24 protein-coding genes are annotated in these 26,386 nt (G+C 71.5%); 10 read left to right on the forward strand and 14 right to left on the reverse strand.

Going from position 1 to position 26,386, the window contains the following annotated elements; translation table 11 throughout:
- Position 1: 1 nt before the first annotated feature.
- The 6 genes from ACF07B_RS39810 to ACF07B_RS39835 form a co-directional block, all read right to left on the reverse strand.
- A complete protein-coding gene (locus ACF07B_RS39810; protein WP_392182534.1) occupies positions 2-1,927 on the reverse strand; it encodes a helix-turn-helix domain-containing protein in 1,926 nt (641 codons plus the stop codon).
- 131 nt (positions 1,928-2,058) lie between these two features.
- The gene (locus tag ACF07B_RS39815; protein ID WP_392182535.1) at positions 2,059-2,859 is read right to left on the reverse strand and encodes a 3-hydroxybutyrate dehydrogenase; all 801 of its coding nucleotides are present in this window, start codon (positions 2,857-2,859) and stop codon (positions 2,059-2,061) included.
- A 60-nt stretch (positions 2,860-2,919) separates the two neighbouring features.
- Positions 2,920-3,393: an NUDIX domain-containing protein gene (locus tag ACF07B_RS39820; RefSeq protein ID WP_369481625.1), complete on the reverse strand. Its 474-nt coding sequence runs from the start codon at positions 3,391-3,393 to the stop codon at positions 2,920-2,922.
- Positions 3,394-3,565: 172 nt separating this feature from the next.
- Positions 3,566-4,087: an NUDIX domain-containing protein gene (locus tag ACF07B_RS39825; protein WP_392182536.1), complete on the reverse strand. Its 522-nt coding sequence runs from the start codon at positions 4,085-4,087 to the stop codon at positions 3,566-3,568.
- Positions 4,088-4,166: 79 nt separating this feature from the next.
- Entirely contained in the window at positions 4,167-4,562 is a 396-nt protein-coding gene (locus tag ACF07B_RS39830) for a hypothetical protein (RefSeq protein ID WP_392182537.1), read from the reverse strand.
- A gap of 134 nt (positions 4,563-4,696) precedes the next feature.
- Positions 4,697-5,263, reverse strand: coding sequence for a thioredoxin family protein (locus tag ACF07B_RS39835; protein ID WP_392182538.1), 567 nt, complete (start codon positions 5,261-5,263; stop codon positions 4,697-4,699).
- Positions 5,264-5,563: 300 nt separating this feature from the next.
- Here ACF07B_RS39835 and ACF07B_RS39840 point away from each other — a divergent pair, with 300 nt between their 5' ends.
- A complete protein-coding gene (locus ACF07B_RS39840) occupies positions 5,564-6,106 on the forward strand; it encodes a DUF6368 family protein (RefSeq protein WP_392182539.1) in 543 nt (180 codons plus the stop codon).
- A 190-nt stretch (positions 6,107-6,296) separates the two neighbouring features.
- Here ACF07B_RS39840 and ACF07B_RS39845 read toward each other — a convergent pair whose 3' ends face one another.
- The gene (locus ACF07B_RS39845) at positions 6,297-6,773 is read right to left on the reverse strand and encodes a DUF6924 domain-containing protein (protein WP_392182540.1); all 477 of its coding nucleotides are present in this window, start codon (positions 6,771-6,773) and stop codon (positions 6,297-6,299) included.
- Between the two features lie 179 nt (positions 6,774-6,952).
- Between ACF07B_RS39845 and ACF07B_RS39850 the strand changes: the two genes are divergently transcribed.
- On the forward strand, positions 6,953-7,663 hold the full coding sequence (locus ACF07B_RS39850) for a HEAT repeat domain-containing protein (RefSeq protein WP_392182541.1): 711 nt from the start codon (positions 6,953-6,955) through the stop codon (positions 7,661-7,663).
- A gap of 84 nt (positions 7,664-7,747) precedes the next feature.
- On the opposite strand, the gene lnt is transcribed toward ACF07B_RS39850, so the two are convergent.
- Entirely contained in the window at positions 7,748-9,358 is a 1,611-nt protein-coding gene (gene lnt / locus ACF07B_RS39855) for an apolipoprotein N-acyltransferase (protein ID WP_392182542.1), read from the reverse strand.
- Positions 9,359-9,571: 213 nt separating this feature from the next.
- Between lnt and ACF07B_RS39860 the strand changes: the two genes are divergently transcribed.
- Positions 9,572-10,645: an O-antigen ligase family protein gene (locus ACF07B_RS39860; RefSeq protein ID WP_392182543.1), complete on the forward strand. Its 1,074-nt coding sequence runs from the start codon at positions 9,572-9,574 to the stop codon at positions 10,643-10,645.
- Between the two features lie 84 nt (positions 10,646-10,729).
- Here the strand turns inward: ACF07B_RS39860 and ACF07B_RS39865 are convergent, their stop codons facing one another.
- Positions 10,730-11,275: a hypothetical protein gene (locus ACF07B_RS39865; protein WP_369481618.1), complete on the reverse strand. Its 546-nt coding sequence runs from the start codon at positions 11,273-11,275 to the stop codon at positions 10,730-10,732.
- Between the two features lie 136 nt (positions 11,276-11,411).
- Positions 11,412-12,197: a glutamate racemase gene (locus ACF07B_RS39870; protein ID WP_369481617.1), complete on the reverse strand. Its 786-nt coding sequence runs from the start codon at positions 12,195-12,197 to the stop codon at positions 11,412-11,414.
- Positions 12,198-12,213: 16 nt separating this feature from the next.
- On the opposite strand from ACF07B_RS39870, the gene ACF07B_RS39875 reads away from it, so the two are divergent.
- Positions 12,214-13,431, forward strand: coding sequence for a glycosyltransferase (locus ACF07B_RS39875; protein WP_392182544.1), 1,218 nt, complete (start codon positions 12,214-12,216; stop codon positions 13,429-13,431).
- 80 nt (positions 13,432-13,511) lie between these two features.
- On the opposite strand, the gene ACF07B_RS39880 is transcribed toward ACF07B_RS39875, so the two are convergent.
- The gene (locus ACF07B_RS39880; RefSeq protein WP_392182545.1) at positions 13,512-14,828 is read right to left on the reverse strand and encodes a TerD family protein; all 1,317 of its coding nucleotides are present in this window, start codon (positions 14,826-14,828) and stop codon (positions 13,512-13,514) included.
- Positions 14,829-15,120: 292 nt separating this feature from the next.
- Between ACF07B_RS39880 and ACF07B_RS39885 the strand changes: the two genes are divergently transcribed.
- From ACF07B_RS39885 to ACF07B_RS39900, 4 genes are all read left to right on the forward strand, one after another.
- A complete protein-coding gene (locus ACF07B_RS39885) occupies positions 15,121-15,546 on the forward strand; it encodes a DUF6643 family protein (protein WP_369481614.1) in 426 nt (141 codons plus the stop codon).
- Positions 15,547-15,591: 45 nt separating this feature from the next.
- Positions 15,592-16,416 carry an MOSC domain-containing protein gene (locus ACF07B_RS39890; RefSeq protein ID WP_392182546.1) on the forward strand — a complete coding sequence of 275 codons (825 nt, stop codon included), beginning with the start codon at positions 15,592-15,594 and terminating at the stop codon, positions 16,414-16,416.
- Between the two features lie 184 nt (positions 16,417-16,600).
- The gene (locus ACF07B_RS39895; protein WP_362403133.1) at positions 16,601-17,206 is read left to right on the forward strand and encodes a hypothetical protein; all 606 of its coding nucleotides are present in this window, start codon (positions 16,601-16,603) and stop codon (positions 17,204-17,206) included.
- A 172-nt stretch (positions 17,207-17,378) separates the two neighbouring features.
- Entirely contained in the window at positions 17,379-19,805 is a 2,427-nt protein-coding gene (locus ACF07B_RS39900; protein ID WP_369481612.1) for a right-handed parallel beta-helix repeat-containing protein, read from the forward strand.
- Positions 19,806-19,845: 40 nt separating this feature from the next.
- Here the strand turns inward: ACF07B_RS39900 and ACF07B_RS39905 are convergent, their stop codons facing one another.
- Positions 19,846-22,209, reverse strand: a complete 2,364-nt coding sequence (locus ACF07B_RS39905) for a hypothetical protein (RefSeq protein ID WP_392182547.1) — start codon at positions 22,207-22,209, stop codon at positions 19,846-19,848.
- 281 nt (positions 22,210-22,490) lie between these two features.
- Here ACF07B_RS39905 and ACF07B_RS39910 point away from each other — a divergent pair, with 281 nt between their 5' ends.
- Positions 22,491-23,318, forward strand: coding sequence for a DeoR/GlpR family DNA-binding transcription regulator (locus tag ACF07B_RS39910; protein WP_369481610.1), 828 nt, complete (start codon positions 22,491-22,493; stop codon positions 23,316-23,318).
- A 137-nt stretch (positions 23,319-23,455) separates the two neighbouring features.
- A complete protein-coding gene (locus ACF07B_RS39915; protein ID WP_392182548.1) occupies positions 23,456-23,935 on the forward strand; it encodes an SRPBCC family protein in 480 nt (159 codons plus the stop codon).
- A gap of 84 nt (positions 23,936-24,019) precedes the next feature.
- Here ACF07B_RS39915 and ACF07B_RS39920 read toward each other — a convergent pair whose 3' ends face one another.
- A complete protein-coding gene (locus ACF07B_RS39920; RefSeq protein WP_392182549.1) occupies positions 24,020-24,550 on the reverse strand; it encodes a hypothetical protein in 531 nt (176 codons plus the stop codon).
- Complete coding sequence (locus tag ACF07B_RS39925; RefSeq protein ID WP_392182550.1) at positions 24,547-26,370, reverse strand: alkyl/aryl-sulfatase; 1,824 nt, start codon at positions 26,368-26,370, stop codon at positions 24,547-24,549. The genes ACF07B_RS39920 and ACF07B_RS39925 overlap by 4 nt, the downstream gene beginning before the upstream one ends.
- Positions 26,371-26,386 lie beyond the last annotated feature (16 nt).

Below are 26,386 nucleotides of genomic sequence, written 5' to 3' on the forward strand. Positions count from 1 at the left end.
ATCAGCGCGGTCCGTGCGACGACAACCGGTGCAGTCGCAGAGCGAGCTGGATCTCCAATATGCGGGCCGGGCTCTGCCAGTCGTCCCCGAGCAGGCGCCCCACCCGTTCCAGCCGCTGCGCCACCGTGTTCACATGGACATGCAGGGCGTCCTTCGTGCGCGCCGGGCTCATACCGCTGGCGAAGTACGCGTCGAGAGTGCGCAGCAGGTCGGTGCCACGCCGTTCGTCGTAGGCGACGACTCCGCCGATCGTCCGGTCGACGAACCCGGAGATGTCCCGGTCCCCGGCGAGCAGCAGTCCGAGGAAGCCGAAGTCCTCGGCGGCCGCGCCGTCGCCTGCCCGGCCGAGCAGGCGCAGCGCCTCCAGGCAGCGCTGCCCCTCGGTGTATGCCGCGGCCACTGCCTCGGGGTGCGTCGCGAGCCGGTCCAAGGGTGCGGAGGCGCCCACGGTCACCGCCTCCTGAACGGCGGTGCCCAGCTCCTTGGCGGTGCGGCGGGCCAGTGTCGTCGCCGTGTCGCCGGGCCCGAGCGGGAGCAGCAGGACGGTGCCGCCGTCGCGGGCGGCGGCCAGTCCATGGCGGGTGGCGGCGAGATGGGACGCCGCCGACCACAGCCGTCTGCGCGCGCCCGCCTCCTGGCCGGCGTCGGCGGCCACGACGTCGAGCCGGGCCGCGAGCACGACATGGGGTCCGTCCAGATCGGCGTGCAGCCGCGCCGCCCGCTCCCGCAGCAGCCCCGGATCGCGGTCCCGCGTGTCCAGCAGGTCGTCCAGGAGCTCCCCGCGCACCCGCTGTTCCGCCTCGGAGGCCGAGCGTCTGGCGAGCAGGAGCAACGACGTGACCATCGCCGCGCGCTCCAGGGTGCGCTGGTCGACGGGGTCGAGGCCGGGATGCCCGCGCAGCACCAGCGCGCCGAGCAGTTCGCCTCCCGCCGCCACCGCGGCGACCCAGTCGTCGCCGTGCCGTACGGCGTGGCCGTCGGCGCGGGCCGCTTCCACGGCCTTGGGCGGTGTGCCGCCCGGCTCGGTGAACTCGACGGTGCCGTCCAGGACTTCGGACACCGCGGCGGCGACGTCGTGGACTCCCCCGCCGCGCAGCACGAGTTCGGCCAGCCGGTCGTGGACGTCCGAGGCGCGTTCGATCACCGCGCTGCGGTCCCGGATGATCTCGTTGGCCCGGCCCAGGCGGTCCAGGGCGGAGCGCGTGTCCGTGAGCGCGTTCGCGGTGTCGATGGCCGCGGCGGCCAGGGCCGCGAAGGAGCCGAGCACCGCGATCTGTTCCCGGTCGAAGACCCGTGCCCTGCGGTCCGCCGCGAACAGCACGCCGATGACCTGGGGCCCGATCATCAGCGGCACCCCGAGGATCGCGACGAGCCCCTCGTCCTGTACGCCCGCGTCGATGGTCCGGGTGTGCTGGAAGCGCTCGTCCTTGAAGTAGTCGTCGGTGACGTACGGCCGGGCGGTCTGTGCGACGAGTCCGCCGAGGCCCTCGCCCATGCCGAGTCGCAACTGCTGGAAGCGGGCGGCGACCGAGCCCTCGGTGACCCGCATGTAGGTGTCACCCCTGACGGCGTCGTTCAGGCTGAGATAGGCGATGTCCGTGCCCAGCAGCGACCTGGCCCGCTGCACGATCGCCCGCAGCACCGCGTCGAGGTCACGCAGGCCCGCGAGGTCGTGCGCGGTCTCGAAGAGCGCCGAGAGCTCGGCCTCGCGGCGGCGCCGTCCCTCTATCTCCGTGCGCACGCGCAGAGCGAGCAGTTTGGCCTGTTCGAGCGCGGCGACGCGCCCGTCGGGCAGGCCCTCGGCGCGGGCGAGCAGCACCGGCTGCTCGTAGGCGTCGGCGGTCGCTCCCCGGGCCAGGAGTTCCAGGAACGGCGCTTCCACGCTGTCGGCGGAGCGCTCGGCTGATGGCAGGTGATCGCGGGACATGGCAACAGGATCGCGCATATGCGGGTCGGCGCTCCGGCCCTGTGGACAACGATCCGCAGGGCACCGCCTCGGCCCTGTGGACAACTCGTCCCCAGCCCGGGTGCGGCACGGTTCGGAGGGCCGGCTCCGGCTCAGTGCGCGGTCCAGCCCCCGTCCAGTGCCAGCGAGGTGCCGGTCATGAAGGCCGCCTGGGGACCGCAGAGGTAGGCCACCGCCTCAGCGACCTCCTCCGGCTCGATGAGCCGCTTGACGGCGCTGTCGCGCAGCAGGATCTCGGTCAGGACGCGCTCTCGGGGAATGCCGTGGGTGCGTGCCTGATCGGCCAGTTGTTTCTCGACAAGTGCGGTACGCACATAGGCGGGGTTCACACAGTTCGACGTGACTCCGTGGGGGGCGCCTTCGAGGGCCGCGGTCTTCGAGAGTCCTTCGAGTCCGTGCTTCGCGGCGACGTACGCCGATTTGAACGCCGAGGCGCGCAGTCCGTGGACCGAGGAGACGTTGACGATGCGGCCCCAGCCCTGCCCGTACATGTGCGGCAGTGCTCCGCGGATGAGCCGGAACGGCGCCTCCAGCATGACGGTCAGCACCGTGTGGAACACGTCGGGAGGGAATTCCTCGATGGGGCGGACCATTTGCAGACCGGCGTTGTTCACGAGGACATCGGTGCCGGCCGCGGCCTGCTCCGCGGCGTCGAGGTCGGTGAGGTCGAGCACGTGCGGCTCGATCGTCCCGGCCAGGCCGTGCGACTGCTCGGCCAGGGTTTCCAGGCCGTCGGCGTCCCGGTCGACCGCTCTCACCTTGGCCCCGGCGGCGGCGAGCCGCAGGGCGCAGGCGCGGCCGATGCCGCTCGCGGCTCCGGTGACGAGGGCGGTGCGGCCGCCGAGGTCGCGTGCGAAGGCGTGGGGGCCCGGGAGGGCGCTGGGCGCGGTCATGCCTCGACCCTAGGCAGCGCCCAGACCCTCACCGATGTGGTCAGCACACACTCTTCACCCTCAGGTCATGGGCTCGAACCATGTGGGTACGTCGAGCAGCGCCTGCTTGATCCGGATGAGGGCGTCGTCCTGCAGCTTCGGCAGGGCGTCCACCGCGAACCAGCCCACCTGGAGCGATTCATCATCGTTGACCCGGGCTTCCCCGCCGATGGCGCGGCACCGGAACGTGGTGTCCATGTACTGGCAGACATCGCCGTTCGTGTACGTGATCCGCTCCCCGGCCATGACCATGACGACGCGCTCGACCTCGACGCGCACGGCCGTCTCCTCGTACACCTCACGGACCGCGCAGACCGCGGGCTGCTCCCCCGGCTCCGGAATGCCGGAGATGAGCGCCCACCGGTGGTTGTCGGAACGCTGGCCGAGCAGAACCCGGCCTTCGTCGTCGAAGACGACGGTGGTGACGCCGGGGAGCCAGAGGAGCTGGTGGCCCGCGAAGGCGCGGATGTCGCGGATGAAGTCGGGAGTAGGCATGCCTCCGACCCTATCCACGCGGCTTCGTCCCCTGATCGCGGTCGCGGTCGCGCCCGGAAGTCACTACGCCCTGGGCGAGGGCTACTGCTCCTACGACTTCTTCGCCCAGTGCCCCCACCGGCCGGCCCCAAGGAGCTCGGCACGACCAGCGCCTTCGTTCCTCTGACCCAGCTCATGAGCACCGCTTCCGCGGAAGCGCCAGGTCAGCACGACAGGCGAGATACCGACCGAAGATCTCCTGACTGTCAGGAGTGAAGGTCCACCGCTGCAGAGCCTTCCGCAGCTCGGACTCGGTCAGCCACCCGTACCAGGCCACCTCTCCCGGATCGGGGGCGCCGATCTCCGGAAGCACGGCTTCGCACACCCCAAGCCAGTGGGGGCTGAGCCCAACCCGGTTGAGGAACGTGAACCGAAGGCACACTGTCGCCCCCACCCCCAGCTCCTCACTGAGCTCACGGACAGCCGCCTGCTCATAGGACTCGCCGACTCCCGCGGCACCCCCGACACCGAGTTCGTGGTGCCCCGGGAAACGGGACAACCGCTCGGCACGCCGATGCACGAGAAAGCGACCTTGCCTGTCGCGGCACACCACCACGCCGACCCGGTGCAGCCAGCCCTCCCGAACAGCGTCCCGCCGACTGACCACCCCCAGCACACGATCCTGCGCGTCGACGCGTTCCACGAGTTCATCCACGACGACACCATCGCAGAACCCACTGACACCGGCCGGAAATGCCCGGACAGGCGCGCAGTCAACAACTGTCGGACCGACCTCACTCCACCAACCGCAAGGTCACCTCGTGGTCGCGCACAGGCGGCAGGCAGCCAGCGGTCTCGCTGCATGCCCCGTATGTGAGGAACACCCTTGCGCTGTCGGTGCCTTCAAGCCGCCGGACCGGAAGTTCGAGGGTGACGAGCCCGTCGTCGTACACCGGCAGCCTGACGTCGAGGCCGGCCGGGCGCAGCACCCGCGGCTTCGCGTGCGTGGTCGCCGGGCCGGTCGCCTTCAGGCCGCCTTCGGTACGGATACGAGTCGGTATGCCGATCCCGTCGACGCCGCCGTTCGGAAGGGCCAGGCTGTAGAGGTGAAAACCCCGCTGCTCCGGCCGCAGTTTCGCGAGGATCCGCAAGTTGCCGTCGCGGGATTCCACCCGAACCGTCACGGCCACCCCGCCGATGGTGAAGGGGGCGCCATGCGCCGTGGTCCTGGTCTGGCCCGGACCTGCGCACCCGGTGAGTGCGACAGTGGCGGCCAGTACGAGCGCGCGGCCAACCTTCGAACGACGGGACCGGAGCGGAACGGCTACTGCCATCGCTTCAGGAACTCCTCGACCTGCGCGGCGGACATGGTGCGCGCGTTGGCGAACTCGCCCTGGTTCGTGGCCACGTCGATCCGGCCGGACGCGGAGTCCAGGACGGTGAGGGCAGGTATGCCGCTCGTCTGCAGGTCGACGTAGCGTTTGGCCACGTTGAGGTTGTGGTCGAACTCGCCGACGTCCACCTTCACTACGTGGTAGTGAGCCAGTAGCGCGGATGGTCCGGACTCTTTGAAGCGGGCGCTCAGTACGCGGCAGTCCAGGCACCAGTCGGCGCCGAAGTCGATGAGCACAGGTCGGCCGTCGTGCTTCGCCGCCTTGAGAGCGGCGGCTATCTCGGCCGCCGCGTTCGCCTTCGGGTTGTACTCGGGGCCGTCCGCCGCCGCGGAGGGCGCCGGCGAAGTCCCGTCAGGTGACGCCGACTTCGTGGCGGGTACTGCCGAGACGCCGTCAGCGGTCCCGTGGGAGGTCATGGCCTCGCTGTCACAGCCGCTGAGTACAGGCAGGGCGAAGGCGGCCAGTGCCAGTGCCGCGGGAAGCAGGGGGCGTCTCACGTGACTCCTTGTCATTCTCTTCTCGGAACCCGTCGCGTGGGCGGGCGCCGCTGGTGTCCTGCGTGTTCTGCCGGGAAGCGGCAGATGCGCGCGTAGTTTCGCACACGGGATCTTCGTGGTCGGTCCGCCGCGGGACCGGCCCATGGCTTGGTCGACCGGTTCGCCGGCCGGGCACTCCCTTCGTCGGTGGAAACGGACACCGTCTGTATCCGGGTTGGGGCTCTGGCTCTGCTTCTGTGGCGCGTGAACGCCGAGTGATGGGGTGGGGAGGGACGGTCTCTGCTGGCTAGGCTCCGAGCCATGGACGGACCGGTGTTGGTGATCGAGTTGGCGGAGGCCGTCCCCCGCGCGGCGATTCAGCGGCTCCGTGACCTTCTGGATTGCTCCTCGGCACGGTTTGAGCAGAAGCGGGTCGGCGAGTACGACCTCAACATCCACGCGGAGAGCCTCGGCATCTCGGACACCGGGGGCGTCGACGGACGGCGGCCCGTCCTGGTCTCCGTCATGGGGCCCGGCATCGGCGACGAGTCCATCTTCGAGGCCGAGCACGCCGACGACGTCGATCAGGAGCCTTTCATCGGCTTCAGGCCGACCCACGCCGTCGACATCGTCGCCTTCTGCAACCGTCCAGTCGACCACGTCGTCACGGCTCTGCTGACCGCCGCCGTGATGGACGTGGTCGGTGGCGTCGTCAACGCCGAACTCAGGGAGGACCAGATGCCGATAGTGGCTGGCCTTCCGGGCCTCATCTCAACGATGGCCGATCCATGGCCCGCCGCGTACGGTTCGGCGGAGTTCCTCAGAGCATGGGCTCACCAGCCCGGCTTCCGGCTGCTGAAGTAGCCGGAACACGGCCCGCCGGCTCAGGCGAGTAGTACCCGCCTGCGTAAGAGTCTGAAGGCCGCGCGGCCGAACATCCGGCGCTTGAGCAGGTGGTCGCCCTGACGCTCGGTGAGCATGGTCGCGAAGGAGCGGACGTGCCCGGTGTGCCCGGCGTTCAGCGGGGAGTGGACGGCGGCAGTCCGGGCCCTGTTCAGAAGGACCGGTAGATCCCCTCGGGATCATCGTGAGCCCATGCGGCGTACTCCTCGAAGCCCAGGTTGCCGATACTCAGGTTTGCGTGGACGTCGTGGACCCCTGCGGGGACGGTGCGGAACTCACGGCCGAACTCGGTCAGCTGCTCGTAGTCCTCGTCGTCCACGCATTCCTCCCGCGTCAGCGTGGTGACCGCCAGCAACGCATGGCTTTCGGCCCGCATGGTCGTCCGATCGGCGAGGAAGACAACGGCCAGGTTCTCGTCCGCGCGGACCGCATGCAGCGCCTCGTCAACGGTCGCTTCCGCCCAGGCCGGGTCGTCCACGAAGTGGACGTGTGCCTCGTACGGCCCGTCCCCCCGGGGCTCCATCAGCGCCGCTGTCACGTCCTGCCATGCCTGGTCGTCGTGGTAGTCGGTCCTGACGACCAGGACGTCGAACTCATCACGGCCGGTGACGGCGGGCAACGCTCTCACGGATCCTTCTCCTCGGCGACGATCGGTGAGCCGCGCCCGACTGTCTCACGGGCCGTTTTCGAGGCCGCGGTCCCGTGATCGGACGGCTCCGCGTCCCTCGCAGGGGGTCGAACGAGGTCCTGCTGGGTCAGCGTGGCATGTCATCGTGGCGGCCGGACGACGGCAGGGAAGGAGCCGAGGTGGCCTCGCTGGGGGAACGGTTGCGGCATCGGAAGACCGAGGTCTTCGAGAGGGCGCTCGGCGACGCTGTGATGGACGGCCCTGCGGGCGAGGCCGAACTCGTAGCGGCATTGAGCGATCTTCCTCTGAATCGTCACGTGTCTGTGATCGCGGTGCTGGGTGACGCCCAGGGCTCTGCGGGTCCGCAGGCACTGCGACACGTCCTGACGGCTGAGGGGATGTCGCGGGATGTGCGATGTGCGGCGGCACTTGCGCTGGCCAAACGATGCGGACCGGCGGCGTCGGCTGATCTTGCGCAGGCGCTGTCAGCCCGTGACAGCGTCCTGAAGAGATACGCCATGGTGGGCCTCGCCGGCGCGGGAGACGACAGTGCCTGGGACCAGGCGTTCGTCCGCCTGAAGCAGATCTTGCGCCGGTCGGGACCTCCCCCCGGGCTCCGGGTACAGCACCTCTCGGCGCAGTCACAGGTGGTGTCAGCGATCTGCTACCTCGGTCGGCATCTCGATGGTGCCGGTGGTGTGCGCAGTGTTCGGCTCATCGGTGAGGTTCGCGGCCACTGGGATCGATTGGGTGCCGCAGAACAGGCATGGCTCACCGAGATCTGGCCGGGGTGCCTGCCGGATGGTCCACCAGCGGTTGATGTTCTGCCGCCGGAGAGCAGGCGTCTGGAATCCTGGACTCGTGATCTTCTTTTTGGCCCGGCGCACTGACGGCCAGTCACGGTCGGGTTCCTCTTCCCCTCCGCCGTGACTATGGCCGTTGACCGTCGCACGTCCGGGCCGTTCGTCTTCGGCCTAGAGGGTGTTCCGTCGTGATCGGAGGGCCGTCGTGGCGGCCCAGCCGAGGCCGGCTGCCGCGACGAGTACCAGGATCATCTCGGGGATGATGCCGAGCTTCGTGGCCGGGGTCTCGGAGGAGCGCAGCGGAACCTTCTGGACCAGCGAGTCGGCGACGAACATGCCGGTCCTCTGGGTGATCTTCCCGTCGGGCATGATCACGGCGCTGACACCGCTCGTCACGGGCACCGTGACGGTGCGGCTGTGCTCGACGGCGCGGATGCGGGACATGGCGAGTTGCTGGTAGGTCATCTCGCTGCGGTCGAAGGTCGCGTTGTTGCTGGGCACAGAGATGATCTGCGCGCCGTCGGTGACGGTGCTGCGCACGGCCCAGTCGAAGGCGGCCTCGTAGCAGGTGACGAGTCCGACGCCGGTGCCGTTCATCGTGAACACACCCGGCTCGGCGCCGCGGCTGAAGTCCTGGCGGACCATGGTCGTCCAGTCCTTGTTGATGGCTCCGAGCAGCGGCCGCAGCGGAAGGTACTCGCCGAACGGCTGGATCTGCCGCTTGTCGTAGGTGTCCATCGGGCCCTTGTCCGGGTCCCACAGGATCTGCTCGTTGTAGAGCTTGCCGCTCCGCTCGACGACCGCGCCGACGGAGACGGGGGCGCCGATGGCCTTGGCCGCCTGGTCGATCACGTAGCGGGCGTCGGCGTTGGCGAACGGGTCGATGTCGGAGGAGTTCTCCGGCCACAGCACCAGGTCGGGCTGGGCGACCTTGCGCGCCTTGACCTCGGCGGCCAGGCGCTCGGTCTCCCGCACGTGGTGATCGAGGACGGCACGCCGCTGGGCGTTGAAGTCGAGTCCCGCGCGCGGGACGTTGCCCTGGATGACCGCCACGGTCGCCGTGCCGTCCTCGGCCTTGTCGCTGACGAGCGTCCGCGCGGCGAGCGCTCCGACGACGGGGACGGCGACGCTGAGCAGCGCCACCCCGGCCGCGCCGCGGCGCAGGACGCCGGTGTCGCGCCGTTCGACGGCCAGACGGACGATCTCGTACAGCCCGAAGCCGCACAGCACGACCGCGAAGCCGAGCACCGGAGTGCCACCGGCCGCGGCCAGCGGCAGGAAGACGCCGTCGGCCTGTCCGAACGCGATCTTCCCCCAGGGGAAGCCGCTGAAAGGCGCACGCGCGCGTGCCGCCTCACCTGCGATCCAGAGGGCCGCCGCCCACACCGGCCACCCTGGCAGCCGGGAGACGAGGGTGATCCCCGCGCCGACCAGGGCGACGTAGACCGCCTCCACCGCGACGAGCGCGAGCCAGGGACCTGAGCCGACCTCGACGCCGGTCCAGACCAGCAACGGCAGCAGGAATCCGAGGCCGAACAGATAGCCGAGGCCGAGGCCGGCCTTCCAGGAGCGACCGCGCAGGATCCAGCCGAAGACCGCGAAGGCCGGCAGGGCGAGCCACCACAGGGTCCGTGGCGGGAAGCTGACGTACAGGAGCACTCCGGAGAGCGCCGCGGCGGCGGCCGGGACGAGGCGACGCACCAGGGCGGACCCGCGTGGAGCGGGCACGGCCTGGGGTTCGAGCTGTTCCGGCTCGTCTACGGTGGTTGCGGTGGCGGTCACTCGGGGAGTGTACGGCGCCTGACCAGGGCGCGGACAGCTCGGCCTGTGCGGTCCCACCACCCACAGGGTCACCTAGCGGGCACCTGCCGCAACGTTCCTGCACAACCGGTGCCCAAACCGGCGCATCACCCGTTACCGTGTGGCCGAGCCTCTGACGTGCGGCCTGATGCGGTGACGGCGCCCCGGGGCCGGGCAGAGTCGGGGGGCGACGGGGTGGGTTCCACGGGGACGACGTCCACGGCCGAGGCGGTGGTCACCGGCGAAAGACGTAACGCCGCGGACGTCGTCGGCATGATCGTGCTCGCGGCCTGCGCCGGCTGGTCGCTGATCACGGCGGCGGCTCACGGGGGCCGGCCCGAGGGCATGCTCCTCGCGGTGCTCGCCGTGGCGGCCGGCTACGCCGTGGGACGGATCTCCGGAGCACTCCTGCCGGTGGCGGCCCCCTGTGCCGCGGCGGCGGCCGGACTCGGCCTCGCGATCGCCACGCCCGGCCCGCAGATCAGCCTCCAGCTCGGTCACACCGGTGCCACGGCCGCGCTGCTCACCCTGTCCTGCGGCGCCGCGTGCTGCGCGGCCTGGGCCGCGCGCCCTCCCGCCCTGCGGCTCGCGCTGCGGCTGTCGGCCGCCGGGACCGCGGTGACGGCGGCGCTCCTCGGCTCCACCACCGCGGTCGTCATGTGCACCGGGGTCCTGCTCTGTTCGCTCGCGACCGCCCGGGTACGCCGCCGGGCCCTCGGCCTGACGGGGTTCGCCGCCGCCGCGGCACTGGTGACGGGGGCGACCTGGGCGATCGGCGAGGACGCGCTGCCGGCCGGACTGACCGCCTCCCTGAAGGGCCAGCTCACCGAGCACCGCGTCCTGCTGTGGCACGACGCCCTGCGCATGGCCCGTGCCGATCCCGGGCTGGGGGTCGGGCCCGGCCGTTACGGAGAGCTCAGCCCCACCGTCGCCCAGTCCCTGCTGCCCGACGGCAAACCCCACTCCGCGCCCCTCCAGCAGGCCGCCGAACAGGGGCTGACCGGAGTGGTCCTGCTCGCGGTGGCGTTCTGCTGGGTCCTGTACGCGCTGCTGCGCTCGCCGCGCACCACTCCCATCGCGCTGACGGCGGGCGCGGCCCTCACGGCGGTGGCCGCGGTCGCGTCGATCGGCAACGCGCTGAGCTTCATGACGGTGACCGCGGGTGCGGGACTGCTGGCCGGGTTCGCCACCGCACGGCCGCTCGCCTCGCGGGAGCCGGACGCCGTCCCCGTCCCGGCCCCGCGGCCCGGCGGTCGCCTCGGTATGTGAACGGCACCCCGGCGGCCACCCCGGAGCCTGAACGGCACCCCGGCGGTCACCCCGGTACGTGAGCGACGGCAAGGCAGCCGGGCGTCAGCGCGCGACGGTGGTCGTGTCCGGGCGCAGCCGGCCGCGGATGATCCGGACCGCCGCCTCGGCGTTGTCCACGGTGATCGTGAACGTATGGCCGTCGCCCAGGCGCAGCACCACGCCCTCGCCCCGCCGGACGACCACGGCGGTTCCCTGTTCGGGCCGCCAGCGATAGCCCCAGCCGCCCCACTGGCGCGGGTTGACCTGGGGGGCGAAGTCGGCACCGACGACCGTGGAGAGCGGGATGCGGCGACGCGGCACTCCTATGTGGCCGCAGCGCACCTCCAGGCAGTCCTCGTCCACCTTCACGGCGACGTGGACGAACGCGAGCGTGCCGAAGAGGATGAGCAGTCCGGCGGCGATGCATCCGACGACGGACATGATCAGTGGTGCCGCTCCCGACGTCCAGCCGGACGTCACGGCCAGCTCGATCCCGAGAGCCAGACAGGCCATGCCGCCCAGGGCGGGCAGCCACTGGACACGGTTCCTCGCACGCCCGGTCCAGATCGCCGGGTGCGGGGAGGTTTCGCCGTGGGGGTGGTCCCTCATGCCCATGAGACTACTCAGATTCCGCTGCGCGGGCACCGGGTCGCGGAGCGTCACTCCGCCGGGTGGCCGAGGATGCCACCAAGGGTGTACCGGTGGTCACCCGGCGTCCCGTGGAGCGGGTGCCAACCTTGTCGGCTCAGCGTGCGGGGCTGACCGCCGACAGGATGCGGCCTTCCTCGTAGGTGAGCGCCGTGGCGGGCAGCGCGCCCTCGCGTCCGCCCTGAAGCACCGTGACCGTGGAGTCGGCGGGGGCCGCGGGGTCCGGAAGCTCGCCGATCCGGCGCAGCGCCTGGGTGGCGACCGCTCCGGCGGAACCGTGCAGCACGAGCGGCGGGCGGCCGGGACGCTGCACGGCGGCGCGGATGCGCTCGGCGACGAGCTCGTAGTGGGTGCATCCCAGGACGACGGCCGTGACGTCCTCGGGGGTGTGCGCGGCGGCCGCCTCGATCGCCGCGTCGATGGCCGCCTGATCCGCGTACTCCACGGCGTCCGCGAGCCCGGGACAGGCCACCTCGGTGACCGCCACTCCGTCGGCGAACTCCTTGATCAGCCCCCGCTGGTACGGGCTGCCCGTGGTGGCGGGCGTGGCCCAGATCGCGACGGGTCCGCCGCCCGCGGCGGCCGGCTTGATGGCCGGGACGGTGCCGATGACGGGCACCTGCGGCTCAAGACGGGCGCGCAGGGCCGGCAGGGCCCGTACGGAAGCGGTGTTGCAGGCGACGATCAGGGCGTCGGGCCGGTGCAGCGCGGCGGCCTCGGCGACCGCGAGGGCGAGCCCGGTGACGTCTTCCGGTGTGCGGGGTCCCCAGGGCATGCTGCCGGGGTCGGAGGAGAGGACGAGATCGGCGTCGGGCCGCAGTCGACGCACCGCGGCGGCAGCAGCGAGCAGTCCGATTCCGGAGTCCATGAGCGCGATCTTCACCCGGTCACCATAGACGATGGGACTTTACGGGCGACCTCGGTGGGGCAGACTGCGGCGGGTGAGCGCCCTCGTGTGGATCGCCGTCGGATCGCTGGCAGCGTGGCTGTGGCTGCTGCTCGGCCAGGGCTTCTTCTGGCGTACGGACGTACGGCTGCCCGCCTGCCGTGAGCCGTCGGACTGGCCTGTCGTCTGCGTCGTGGTGCCGGCCCGGGACGAGGCCGCCGTCCTGCCCGAGAGCCTTCCCTCGCTCCTGGCCCAGGACTATCCGGGCCGGGCCGAGATCTTCCTCGTCGACGACGGCAGTTCGGACGGCACGGGTGAGCTGGCCCGTGAGCTGGCGCGCCGGCACGGGGGGCTGCCGCTCACCGTCGGCTCGCCGGGAGAACCTCCGGCGGGCTGGACGGGCAAGCTCTGGGCCGTACGCCACGGCATCGGCCTCGCCCGCGCGCGGGAACCCGAATTCCTCCTGCTGACCGACGCGGACATCGCGCACGCCCCGGACAGCCTGCGGCTCCTGGTGGCGGCGGCCCGCACCGGTGGCTTCGACCTCGTCTCCCAGATGGCACGGCTGCGGGTGGAGAGCCTCTGGGAACGGCTCGTCGTGCCCGCCTTCGTCTACTTCTTCGCGCAGCTCTACCCGTTCCGCCGGATCGCCGTGAAGGGCTCACGGACGGCGGCCGCGGCGGGTGGATGCGTCCTGCTGCGCGCGGACACCGCCGAGCGGGCGCGGATCCCGGACGCGATCCGGGAGGCCGTCATCGACGACGTGGCGCTCGCCCGTGCCGTCAAGCGGGGTGGCGGCCACATCTGGCTGGGTCTGGCCGAGCGGGTGGACAGCGTGCGTCCCTATCCGCGGCTGCGTGATCTGTGGCGCATGGTCGCGCGCAGCGCGTACGCGCAACTGCGGCACAGTCCGCCGCTGCTCGCCGGAACGGTCGCCGGGCTCGCGGTGGTCTACCTGGCTCCGCCGGTCGCCCTCGTGGCGGGTCTGGCCGCGGGGAACGCGTGGGCGGCGTCCGCCGGGGGGCTCGCCTGGCTGGTGATGACGGCGACCTACGTACCGATGCTCCGTTACTACCGGCAGTCCTTGGCGCTCGCTCCCCTGCTGCCGGTCACCGCGTTCCTCTATCTCCTCATGACGGTCGACTCCGCGGTGCAGCACTACAGGGGACGCGGCGCGGCCTGGAAGGGCCGCACCTACGCGCGCCCCGGCGCCGCCCTCGACGAGAACTGAGAGGGACGGAGCACGCCGATCGTCGTCGGCGTCGCCGTCTCCCGTCGGGCGGGAGGGGTCCCTCCCGCCCGGCGGACGGGTCATTTCCTGCCGGGCGTCCAGTTCATGCCCCAGCCGTAGACCTGGTCGACGGTGCGCTGCGGACTCACCCCGCGCGCGGGGATCAGATAGCGGGCCTCGCGCTGGACGAGCAGGTCGGCGCCGTTGCCGGTGATGAGGGCGAGCGCGCAGACCGTGGAGGGCACCGTGCACTCGTCGAGCGAGAAGTCGATGGGCGCGCCGTTCTGCGGCTGCAGGGTGACCGTGGCGTGCAGATCGGCGAAGGAACGCGCGCCTTCGTAGATGGTCACGAAGATGAGGATGCGCCGGAAGCTCTGCTTGTGATCGAGGTTGATGGTGAGGTTCTCGCCATTGGCCGCGGCCCCGGTGCGGTCGTCCCCGTCGAGATGGATGAACGGCGGCTGGTGCAGTGCCCCGAAGGCGTTGCCGAGTGCCTGGACGACTCCCTTGCGGCCGTCGGACAGTTCGTAGAGCGCGCACAGGTCGAGGTCGAGGTCCGCGTGCATGGCGACGGCCCGGCCGCGTTTGCTGCCCCACCCCGAGAACTGCTTGCGCACTTCCCAGTTGAGGTTCACGCGCATGGCACCGGTCGTACCCCCCTGTTTGGAGAGCGAGACGGAGGGCGTCTCCTTGGTCAGCGTCACCTTGGAGAGGCGGACAGGTGCCGGAGGGGCCGCGGGTGGCTGCGGGGCCGTGGGCGGCGGCACTGTGACGGGCGGTGGCACGGTGACCGGCGGCGCCACGGGGGGCGGAGGCCCCTGTACGAGGGTGGCGGGCCCGTGCGGGGCGGCGGCGGGCGGCGCCGCCCGCTGCGGCTCGTCCACGGTGATCCCGTAGTCGGTGGCCAGTCCTTCGAGGCCGCTTCCGTAGCCCTGGCCGACGGCGCGGAACTTCCAGGCGCCCTGGCGCCGGTAGAACTCGCCCAGGACGAAGGCGGTCTCCACGGTCGCGTCGGCGCTGTCGAAGCGGGCGATCTCGGTGCCCTGCCGTGCGTCGAGCACCCGGACGGACAGGCCGGGAACCCGTCCGAAGGAGCCGCCGTCCGCGGACGCCGCCAGGACCACGGTCTCCACGACGGGTTCCACGCGCGTGAGGTCGACGAGCAGCGTGTCGCTCACCTGGCCGCCGGCATCGCGCTTGCCCTCGTGACGCACGGCGCCGGAGGAGTGCGCCGGCTGGTTGTAGAAGACGAAGTCGCTGTCCGAACGGACCTTTCCCGCCACGAGCAGAAGGGCGGACGCATCGACATCCGGCACCCCCTGTCCCGAACGCCACCCCAATTCCACCCTGAGTGCGCTCGTCGGGACAGGAACATTAGATCCCTTAGGCATTGACATGTACGCCCCCATCACAGTGTCTCCGCGCCGGTGCGCGTCCCGAACGGACCGCCGGCTCCGTTCCCGCCAAACCTAATCCCCAGGTCCGCCCACACGTATGGCTCGTGCAGGAAGATCCTGGTCAACCGCCGGTAACCCGTCCGAAGCTCGGCCTTTACACGATCTCAACCATCTTTGACGTCCTTTTTTGCCAAGTTCGCTCGCATTGGGGATCCCGCGTCACCCCGGGCACGGAAAACAACCCTCTTATCGGTCTCCCCAACCAGCACATCGTGGGCTTAACTTATGTGCCATGACCTCCCCCCGCTCCACCTATGGCGGCGGTTACTACTCCGCCTTCCAGGACACCCCGATCTACGACTCCCTCGTCGCCGAGCGGGGTACCCCTCAGATCGCCCCGATCCGGGTCCCTTCCGCCTACGACCCGGGCATGAGCAACAACCTCCCGGCACTGCCGTCCGCGCTCCCCGCGCTGCCGGCCGGACCGTCCTCCTACGGCTACCAGCCCGCCCAGCAGCCCTCTCCGCTGCAGCAGGCTCCCGCGCCGTACATCCCGCAGCAGGCCGGCCCGCCTCGGGGCTACCCGAGCCCCCAGCCGCAGCAGCCCCGCCCGATGGCGCCCGGCACGGGCTTCGAGGCGATGCGCCCCGCGGCTCCCCGGCCCGCCCCCGCTCCGTACCAGGACCCGTACAACAATCAGCAGTACCGCGGGTACTGACACCCTCGAACCGCGCTGTCGGTGCGCCCTGGCACCATGGCGGTCATGGGGAACGCGGTACTGCACTCGATTCACGTCCATCCGGTCAAAGCCTTCCGGAGCACATCGCTCCAGGAGGCCGAGGTCGAGCCCTGGGGGCTGGCCGGAGATCGACGCTGGATCCTGATCGACGCCGGGGGAAAGGTCGTCACGCAACGCGAGCAGCCGCGTCTGGCGCTGGCCGCCGCCGAGATCCTCTCCGGCGGCGGTCTGCGTCTGTCCGCCGAGAACCGCGAGCCCGTGACGGTTCCCGTGCCGGAACCCATCGGCACGACGACGGTGGAGATCTTCGGCGACAAGGTGGAGGCCGTCCTCGCCGACACGGCCGCGCACGCCTGGTGCAGCACGTACCTGGGCGCCGACGTGCGCCTCGCCCACTTGGACGATCCGGCCGCCCGCCGGCCCGTCGACCCGGACTTCGCGCTGCCGGGCGAGACCGTCAGCTTCGCCGACGGCTATCCGCTGCTGGTCACCACGCTCGGATCGCTGGACGCGCTCAATTCCCTGATCGCGCGAGGCGACCGGGCCGAGGAGGGCCCGTTGCCGATGAACCGTTTCCGGCCGAACGTCGTCGTCTCCGGCACCGACGCCTGGGCCGAGGACCACTGGTCGCGGATCGCCATCGGCGAGGTCACCTTCCGGGTCACCAAGATGTGCGGCCGTTGCGTCGTCACCACGACCGACCAGGACACCGCCGGTCGTGGCAAGGAGCCCCTGCGCACCCTCGCCCGGCACCGGCGCTTCGCCGGAAAGCTGGTGTTCGGACAGAATCTGGTGCCCGAGAGCCGCGGCACGCTGCGGGTCGGCGACCCGGTCACGGTCCTCGCGTGACCCGCCCGATGACATTTCGCCAGAGCCGGGCCACCGGGAACCCTTCGGCCGGGCGGGATCGTTGAGTCTGCGTGAGATGTTCATGAAGGGCCCTGGGGGAGGGTGATGTCGGCCTCTCCTCCGGGCCTCGCGCGTGAACGGCTCCGCTGCTGGTAATGACAGAGGCGGAAGGGGGTGCGGGACGGTGGGCGCGATCATCGGTCTCTGGCGCTGGCGGCGCAATCCGCTGCGCCGCACGACAGATCTCGTGGAGGCCTGGCTGGCCCTGGCCACCCTCCTGCTCGTCCTGTTCGCGGCACCCCTGGCGGGAGCGGCCGTCGGGGTCTCGGTGCAGGGGACCCTGCAGAAGGCCGTGCGGGATCAGCGCAAGGACCGGCACCACGTGGCGGCCGTCGTCGTCAGGAAGCTGTCCCGGGGCCCACTGGCCCCCGACCCCGAGACCCCCTCGGGACGGAACGCGCACAGCAGGGTCGTGGCCGACTGGACCGCGCCCGACGGCACCCCGCGGCGCGGCACCGTGATCGCCGACCTCAAGTCGCCGCTCCCCGGAGACCGGTTCTCGATCTGGACCGACCGGCACGGCCGAATAATCGGCCGCCCGCTGGACGCCGCCACCGCGACCGCGCACTCCACCCTGGCCGGCTTCGGTGCGGCGGTGCTGTCGGCCGGACTCCTGGAATGCGGCAGACGGTTGATCCTGTGGCACATGATCCGCCGGCGTCACACCCGATGGGACCGGGCCTGGGCCAAGGCGGGTCCCGACTGGGGCAAGGCAGACACCGGCAGCTGACGGCCTGCCCGCTCCGGTCAACCGGGCGCCCCCGCGCACGCTACGGTGGACCGGCCGAACGGTTCGGCACCGTCGTGAGAGGCTGTCCGGCAGGGGCCGGGATCCCGACCGACGGGGCATCAGCACGACCTCGCAGGACCCGCGTACGACGAGGTGGGGGCACGACAGCGCCATGGCACAGGGCACGGTCCAGGTGACGCACACCGGAACCTCGCGGTGGCGGCGCCGCACGGGTGAGTACGCATCGCTGGCCGCCGCCCTGGAAGCCGCGGCCGACGGCGATGTGCTGACCGTCGCTCCCGGCACCTACCGCGAGAACCTGGTGGTGGAGCGCGCGGTGACATTGCGCGGCCCCGAGGGTTCCCCCGGCTCCGTGCGCATCGCACCGGTCGACGGCGTGGCCCTGACCGTACGCGCCTCGGCCGTCGTCCAGGACCTGCACGTCGAGGGCCAGGACTCGGCCTCGCCCGCCCTGCTCGTCGAGGACGGCACTCCGGAACTGCTGGACATACGGGTCGTCACGCGCTCCGCGGCCGGGATCGAGGTCCGCGGGGGCGCCCGGCCCACCGTGCGCCGTTGCACCGTCGACAACCCGGCGGGCGTCGGTATCGCCGTACTGGACGGCGGCGGCGGGGTGTTCGAGGATTGCGAGGTCGTGGCGGCCGGCCAGTCGGGGATCGTGGTCCGCGGGGGCGCGCGTCCGCGCCTCGAGCGCTGCCGGGTGCACCACACTTCCGGTCCTGGGCTGTCGGCGACCGGCGAGAACTCCTCGCTGGAGGCGGTGGGTTGCGAGGTGTACGAGGTCAAGGGCTCCGGGGTGCAGATCACCGCCCGGGCCACGGCTCACCTCACCGACTGCGATGTGCACCGGACGACCGCGGACGGCGTCACCCTCGACACCGACGCCGTCCTCACGCTCGCCGACTGCCGCATCCACGACATCCCGGAGAACGCGGTCGATCTGCGCTCGCGCTCGGTGCTCACCCTGACCCGTACGAGCGTGCGGCAGTTCGGGCGCAACGGCCTGTCGGTCTGGGACCCGGGCACCCGTGTGGACGCCAACCAGTGCGAGATCTTCGACAGCACGGGCGACTACCCCGCGGTGTGGGTGAGCGACGGCGCCACCGCCGTACTGGACTCGTGCCGGGTGCACGACGTGCCGGACGCGCTGTTCGTCCTCGACCGCGGTTCACGCGCGGACGTCGTCGACTGCGACATCTCGCAGGTACGCAACACCGCGGTGTCCGTGAGCGACGGCGCGACCGCGCAGCTCGACGACTGCCGCATCCGGGACGCGGCCACCGGAGCCTGGTTCCGTGACCACGGCAGCGGCGGCAATCTGTCCGGCTGCATCATCGGCGGCACCCAGACCGGTGTGATCGTCACCAAGGGCGCCGATCCGACCTTCGAGCGCTGCACGGTCACCTCGCCCGCCGAGGCGGGCTTCTACGTGTCGGCCGACGGCCGGGGCAGCTTCCTGAACTGCCGGGTGGCGGACAGCGGCGGCTACGGCTTCCACGTGATCGACGGCTGCCGGGCGACGCTGCGCAAGTGCCGTACGGAACGATGCGCGCGCGGGGGCTACGAGTTCGCCGACGCGGGCTCCCCCGGCTCGGGTCCCGTCGTCGAGGACTGCGCGAGCGACGAGAGCGCCTCACCGCGCGGCCCGGCGATCGAGACGGCGGCCGAGACCTCGGCCTCGTCCGTGACCCTGCCGGGCACGATCCCCGGTCAGCGCAGCAGCGTACGGGAACCGGTCGTCACCGGCGCCGAGCCCGCCCAGCCCGCCCGAGTACCGAAGATCGTCCTCGGTGAACTCGACACACTGGTGGGCCTGGAGAACGTCAAACGCGAGGTGCGGGCCCTCACCGACATGATCGAGGTGGGCCGCCGCCGGCAGCAGGCGGGTCTCAAGGCGGCGTCCGCACGGCGCCATCTCGTCTTCACCGGCTCCCCCGGCACCGGCAAGACGACCGTCGCCCGGCTGTACGGCGAGATCCTGGCGTCGCTGGGTGTGCTGGAGAAGGGGCATCTCGTCGAGGTGTCCCGGGTGGACCTGGTCGGTGAGCACATCGGGTCGACCGCCATCCGCACCCAGGAGGCGTTCGACCGGGCGCGCGGCGGCGTGCTGTTCATCGACGAGGCGTACGCGCTGTCCCCGGAGGACTCCGGGCGCGACTTCGGGCGCGAGGCCATCGACACGCTGGTGAAGCTGATGGAGGACCACCGGGAGGCGGTGGTCGTGATCGTCGCGGGATACACCGCCGAGATGGAGCGCTTCCTCTCGGTCAATCCCGGTGTGGCGTCCCGTTTCTCACGGACCATCACCTTCAACGACTACCTCCCCGACGAGCTGCTGCGGATCGTGGAGCAGCAGGCCGAGGAGCACGAGTACCGGCTGGGCCGGGGCGCGGCCGAGGCGCTCCTGAAGTACTTCACGGCGATTCCGAAGGGGCCCGCGTTCGGCAACGGCCGCACGGCCCGGCAGACGTTCGAGGCGATGCTGGAACGGCACGCGGGGCGGGTCGCCCAGCTGCCGGAGCCGAGCACGGACGACCTGACCCTGCTCTACTCGGAGGACCTGCCGGAGCTGCCCTGAGCGCCCCGTGGCCCGGCCGACGCGTTCCGCCCGCCAGACGCTATGTGGGTCGCTGGCCCGGCACCTCGGGCAGCAGCCGCTCCAGCAGCAGTTCACGCTCGACGGCGAAGTCCGGGTCCGCCTGGTAGTCGGAGTGGCCGAGAACCGGCGCGGGCAGCGGCTGCCGGTCGGTGCGCCCGTAGGCGAGCGGATCCTGTAAGGGCTCGTGGTCCACTTCGGGACCGCAGTCGCCGGGCAGCCGGACGGGTCCGCCGATCGGGTCGGTGTGACGGTACAGATTGCGCCAGCAGGCGACCTCGCGGTGCAGCGAGGCCAGTGCCGCGGGGCCGAAATGGGCCGGGAACCAGCGTCCGTACAGGCGCTCCAGCGGTGAGCCGTAGGTGAGGAGCGCGACCTTCCCGCGCACCGAGGGCTTGAGCTGCCAGGCCGCGGCGGCCGCCAGCACACTGCCCTGGGAGTGTCCGGAGAGCACGAGCCGTCCGCCGGTCGCCCGGGTCCAGGTGGCCATCCGCCAGGTGAGGTCCGGCACCGCGCGCTCGGCGTAGCAGGGCGGCGCGAAGGGGTGGGCCGCGCGAGGCCAGAAGGTGCCGACGTCCCAGAGGATGCCGATGGTGCGGCGCGCGGCGGGGTCCTTGTAGGCGCGGCGGCCCCAGGTGACGAACAGGATGAAGCCGAGGCCTATCAGCCAGGAGCCCAGTGCCTGCGCGGTCTGGGCCGCGCCGTGGACGAAGCCGTTCGTCCCGCGCGCCGCCTCGCTGGGAGCGTCACCGGTGGCGAGGGCCCCGGCCAGGGCGCAGGCGCCGAGCAGCAGGGTCACGGACGAGACGACGCCGACGATGAGCGGCGCGCGGTCGGTGAGCGCGGCCATGGCGCGGGTGCTCGCGATACGACGGGTACGGGCGGAGTCCTTGGCCTCGCCCGGGTACTCGCGCTCGACGGCGGTCATCTCACGGCGGCGGAGCTGCCAGGTGCGGCGGGCGAGCCAGCCGGTGAGGGCGAGCAGGACGAGGAGCAGCGGCGGGATGGCGGAGGCCTGCCAGGTCAGCAGGACGGGCGGGCCGGGGATCGAGTGCCGGGTGCCGTCGAGCCAGTCGGCGACGCGCTGGGACACGCCTCCGGACATCACGCCGCCTAGGGCACAGCCGAGCATGGCGACGGCCGGTCCCGCGAAGCCGCGCATCGCGGTGCGCGGGCCGGGGGCTCCGGCCGCCGTCCCGGGCGCGTCGAGGACCTGCGGGGTCGTGCCGTACAGGATGCGGGCGACCACGCACAGTGCGATCACCAGCAGGCCCTGGACGAGGGCGAGGCCGCCGAACGTGGTGTCGCCGGGCAGACGCCCCGCCGAGTGCCAGTGGGGCCGTGACCAGCCCGCGTACACCAGGGTGAGGGCGAGAAGGGCGACCGAGCCGAGCAGCAGGCGGCGCACGAGTGCCAGGTCGCGGCCGTGGTCGATCCGGTTCTCGCTGCGGCCCCGCCGGCAGACGACCCACAGCACAACGGCCCCGCCCGCCACGAGCGTTGCGTTCAGGAGCACACCCAGCGTTTCCAGGACGGCGGACCCGCCCGGCGCGCGGTCGTGACGGGCGGCCGGGGAGCCCACGGCCGCGGCGACGGTCAGGAATCCCGCGGCGGTGTGCGCGGCGCGCAGCCGGGCCACCAGGCGGCGCCCGTACCAGAAGCCGGGGCGGCCGAGTCCGGTGCCGTCGGTCTCCTCGTCGGTCCCGGCCGCGCGGGCCATCGGCTGCTGCGACTCGTACGCGCTCCAGGTGCGGTGGGAGAGGTACCACAGGAGGGTGGTGAGCGCCGCGGGAACGAGTCCGGCCAGGGCGAGGCGGCGGCCCGGCAGGCTCCACCAGCCGGGGTCGGGCCCGTCCGGGGAGAGGAAGCCGAGCCAGGAGTGGTTGCGCACACACGCACGGGTACCGGCGCACTGCCAGGCGGCCAGGTCGAGGGCGACCTCGCAGGCGGCGGCGACCAGCAGCACCGTGAGCGTGAGACCGGCGAGACGGACGAGCAGCCCGTACAGGCGCACCGTCCGCCCGTGACCGTGCGAGGCCGGGCGCATCCAGTGCGCGAGGTTGACCACCATGAAGGGCAGCAGGAGGAGCCACAGGGCGCGGGATCCGTTGCCGGACGTGAGGTTGCACCACACGTACGCCTCGCGCACCGGCCCGCCGCGGTGGTCACCGGGGCGCTCCTCGGCGTCGGTGTCGTCGGCGCGCCGGAAGACGGCCGCCGTCGCGTCGCCGGTGATCCGGACCGTCCGCGGATCGTTCAGCATCTCCTCCGGCGTGGTGCCGCCGACCCCGTGGACCAGGAGTTCCAGGGCGGTACCGGCCGCTTCGGGCCGTTCTGCGGGGCCGCCGGGCTCCCCGTCGATGGCATGTTCCCGCGCACGTTCCACTGTTCCGCACTTCCCCGTGCCCCGCGTGTCTCAGGTGTCATGTGCAGACACAAGGCTCTCGCGCTCCGGGCCTCCCGCGCACCCGAAGGCACGGAATCTCCCCGATACGTGCGAATACGGCGGCACGGGAGGGACGCAGCGGGCGTACGGGCAGTGGCGCGACCGAGGGTGTCCCGTGCGAGGATGGGTCGTCCTCCAGACCTCGGGCAAGGAGAATGTCCACGTGGGAGTGGGTTCGGACGGAGTGTCGGGCAGGCAGCGACGAAAGGACCGGAGCGGTCGTGAGTGAGAATCAGAACCTCCTCGCGGAGCAGCGTCGCGCTCTGATCCTGGACGAGGTGCGCCGCCGCGGTGGAGTCCGCGTGAACGAGCTGACGCGAAGACTCGGCGTCTCCGACATGACGGTCCGCCGTGACCTCGACGCGCTGGCCCGTCAGGGTGTCGTCGAGAAGGTGCACGGCGGCGCGGTCCCGGTGGTCGAGGCGAGCACGCACGAACCCGGTTTCGAGGCCAAGTCCGGTCTGGAGCTGACCGCCAAGGAGGACATCGCGCGGACCGCCGCCGAGTTGGTCGCGCCGGGCTCGGCGATCGCCCTCTCCGGTGGGACGACGACGTACGCCCTGGCTCATCACCTGGTGGACGTCCCCGACCTGACCGTGGTCACCAACTCGGTACGTGTGGCTGATGTGTTCCACTCGGCGCAGCGCACCTCGGGTCAGCGACAGGGTGCCGCGACCGTCGTTCTCACCGGTGGGGTGCGCACGCCGTCCGACTCGCTCGTCGGACCGGTGGCCGATCAGGCCATCGCGGCCCTGCACTTCGACGTCCTCTTCCTCGGTGTGCACGGCATATCGGCCGAGGCGGGACTGTCGACGCCGAACCTCGCGGAGGCGGAGACCAATCGGCGGCTCGTGCAGTCCGCGCGACGCGTCATCGTGGTGGCGGACCACACCAAGTGGGGCACGGTGGGCCTGAGTTCGTTCGCCGCGCTGGACCAGGTCGACACGCTGGTGACCGACTCCGGGATGCCCGCCGAGACCCGCGCGGAGATCTCGGACCATCTGCGCCTGGTGGTGGCCGGCGAACCCGAGGACGATACAGACATCTGACGGTCCGCCAGCTAGGGTGACGCTGCCCGTGCCGCCGGTCGCTCCGTCGGCGACGGGCGGCCGAGCGGGGCGTCACGGTGTTTTTTCCGCGTACATGGAGACCGACCGGAACCCTGTTCCGGTGAGGGGGTTCGTTCATGGCACGTCGACTGCGGCTGGTGGGAGCCGACTTCGTCGAGACCGCTCCGCTGCGTCTGGTGTTCGCGCGGGAGGTCGCCGCTCCTCCCGGGGCCGTCTTCGCGGCGCTCGCCGAGGACGTGTCCGGGTGGAGCGAGTGGTTCTCGGCGGTGACCCTCGTCCGGCCCACCGCCGACGGCACAGGGCGCGAGGTACGGCTGCGGGGCGGAACGCGCTTCGAGGAGACCGTCCTGGTCAGCCGGGCTCCCGAGGCGTACGCGTACCGGGCGGACGTCACGAACGCGCCGGGGCTCCGCGCTCTGGTCGAGGAGTGGCGTCTGACGCCCGCCGGCGAGGGGACGCGCGTGCAGTGGACGTTCGCCGCCGACGGAACCGCCGTGTTCCGGGCGGCACTCACCGTGGGACGGAGCGGACTCGGCCGCGCCTTCCGCGACGCGGTGACGACCCTGGACCGACGCCTCGCGGCGGCGCCCGCCTGAAACACCGGAGTCCGAGCCGTCAGGTTTGAGGCATGTTCTGACGAAGATCTCCCGTGGCGGGAACGAGTTCGCCTTCCGGGCGGTTCACGGCTGGTCGTGGTGGCCGCCGCGTGTTGGTCCGGCGGACGGGGTGCCGGGTTCCTGGTGGGGCTCAACCGTCAGGCCGAGCAGGCGTAGTTCACGGGTGGACCTGCCCGCGATCTTGCGACCGAGGAGGGGTCGGCCGTCGTCGTGGCGGTAGACGCCGGCGGGTTCGGCGGCCAGCGGTTCCTCCCAGCCCCGGTAGAGGGCGGTGAGACGGACGGTGAAGCCGGCCAGGAACGCGAGCGGCGCGCTCGCGGCGCACGGCAGCCCCGCCTGGTCGAGGGCGATCCACACCGCTCCGGTGAGTACGGCGATGGCGACGAACCACTCGCCGCGGACGAACTGCTTGGGCGGGACGCCGCAGGAGACGTCGATGAGGAAACGTCCGGCGGTGGGGCCCACCACCGCCAGGACGAGCGAGCCCAGGACGGGCAGGCCGGCCTCCGTGGTCGCCGCGACGAGGTTGATGAGCGTGCCCCCGCCGGTGAATTCGAATGATCCGAAACCGAGGGGGCCCATCGCTGCGGTCAAGGCGTGACGATGTCGAAGTCGGGATCGGCGGTGTCCAGCAGACCGGCCAGCGTCGCGAGGACCCGGGGGTCGCCCTGGACGCGTACGCCGTCCAGCCCCTTGCCCGCCAGGACGGCGAGAAGTTGCGGCTTGGTCAGGGTCAAGGTCAGGTCGGCGGCCGGGGCAGGCCCGCTCTCCTGCGGGCCGGTGCTGCGATAGGTGAGGGCTCCGTTGGACAGCTGCAGATGCCAGGTGCGGCCCTCGTCGGTGACGTTCCAGGCCATCGTCAGCTTCTCGTCCCACGCGCGCGGGCCGTCGACACGGACGGCGAGCGAGTCGATGAGCATGTCGACGGTGAGCGCCATCGTCATCTCGGGGTTCGTCGTCTCCAGTTCGGTGTGCGCGATGGTGCCGCGCAGTTCCTGGGCGCCCATCAGGTAGAAGTTGCGCCAGGTGCCGTTCTCCGCGCCGTACCCGAGCCTGTCGTACACGGCGGCCAGCGCCTGTCTGGCGGCGGTGTCGTCGGGGGCGGCGAAGACCGCGTGCCCCAGCAGCGTCGCCGCGAAGCGCAGATCACCGGCGGCCGCGTACTCCTCGCCCTTGGCGACGAGCGCCGGCACGCCGCCGTAGTCGGCGGCGAACCGCATGGCCTGCTCCACTGGCGGATGCTCCCACAGATGGGCGGGGTTGCCGTCGAACCAGCCCATGTAGCGCTGGTAGATCGCCTTCACGTTGTGGCTGACCGAACCGTAGTAGCCGCGATTCGCCCACCGGTTCGCGACCGCCGGCGGCAGCTCCATGCGCTCGGCGATCTCCAGGCCGGTCAGCCCCTTGTTGGTCATGCGCAGGGTCTGGTCGTGCAGGTACGCCCACATGTCCCGCTGGCCCGCCAGGTGCTCGACCACGCGCTCCTGGCCCCAGGTGGGCCAGTGGTGGGAGGCGAAGGCGACCTCCGTCCGGTCGCCGAACAGCGAGATCGTCTCGCCCAGGTAGTACGCCCAGACGCGGGTGTCGCGCACCACCGCGCCGCGCAGGGTCAGGATGTTGTGCATGTTGTGCGTCGCGTTCTCCGCCATGCACAGCGCGCGCCGGTCGGGGAAGTAAAAGTTCATCTCCGACGGGGCCTCGGTGTCCGGCGTCAGCTGGAAGATGATCCGCACTCCGTCCAGGGTCTCCTCCTGTCCGGTGCGGGTGATGTCCAGCGTCGGCGGCACCAGCGTGATCGTGCCCTTGGACGTGGTCATGCCCAGCCCCGCGCTGATCTGCCCGGCGGGCCCCTTGTCCAGTTCGGCGCCGTACATGTAGACCGCGCGGCGTGTCATCGCGCCGCCCGCGTACACGTTCTCCGCGACGGCGTGCTCCAGGAACCCGGCCGGGGCGAGCACCGGCACCGGGGCGTGTCCGTGCGGCAGGACCCCGTGCGAGCCGCCGAAATGATCGCCGTGCGAGTGGGTGTAGATCAGGCCGGTGACCGGGCGGTCCCCGCGGTGCTCGCGGTACAGGGCGAGAGCGGCGGCCGCGGTCTCGGCGGAGATCAGCGGGTCGATGACGATGACCCCGGTGTCGCCCTCGACCAGCGTCATGTTCGACAGGTCCAGGTTGCGGACCTGGTAGATCCCCTCGGTGACCTCGAACAGGCCCTGCTTGTTGCACAACTGGCTCTGCCGCCACAGGCTGGGGTGCGCGGTGTCCGGGCAGTCCCCGTCCAGGAACGCGTACGCGTCACCGTCCCAGATCACTCGGCCGTCGTCCGTCCGGACCACCGCGGGTGAGAGCGCGGCGACGAAGCCCCGCTCGGCATCCTCGAAATCGGACCTGTCGGCGTAGTCGAGATCACTCATAGGCAACAAATATCGC

The organism is Streptomyces sp. NPDC015532, from assembly GCF_043078065.1.
In the GTDB taxonomy this organism is placed as follows: Bacteria; Actinomycetota; Actinomycetes; order Streptomycetales; family Streptomycetaceae; genus Streptomyces.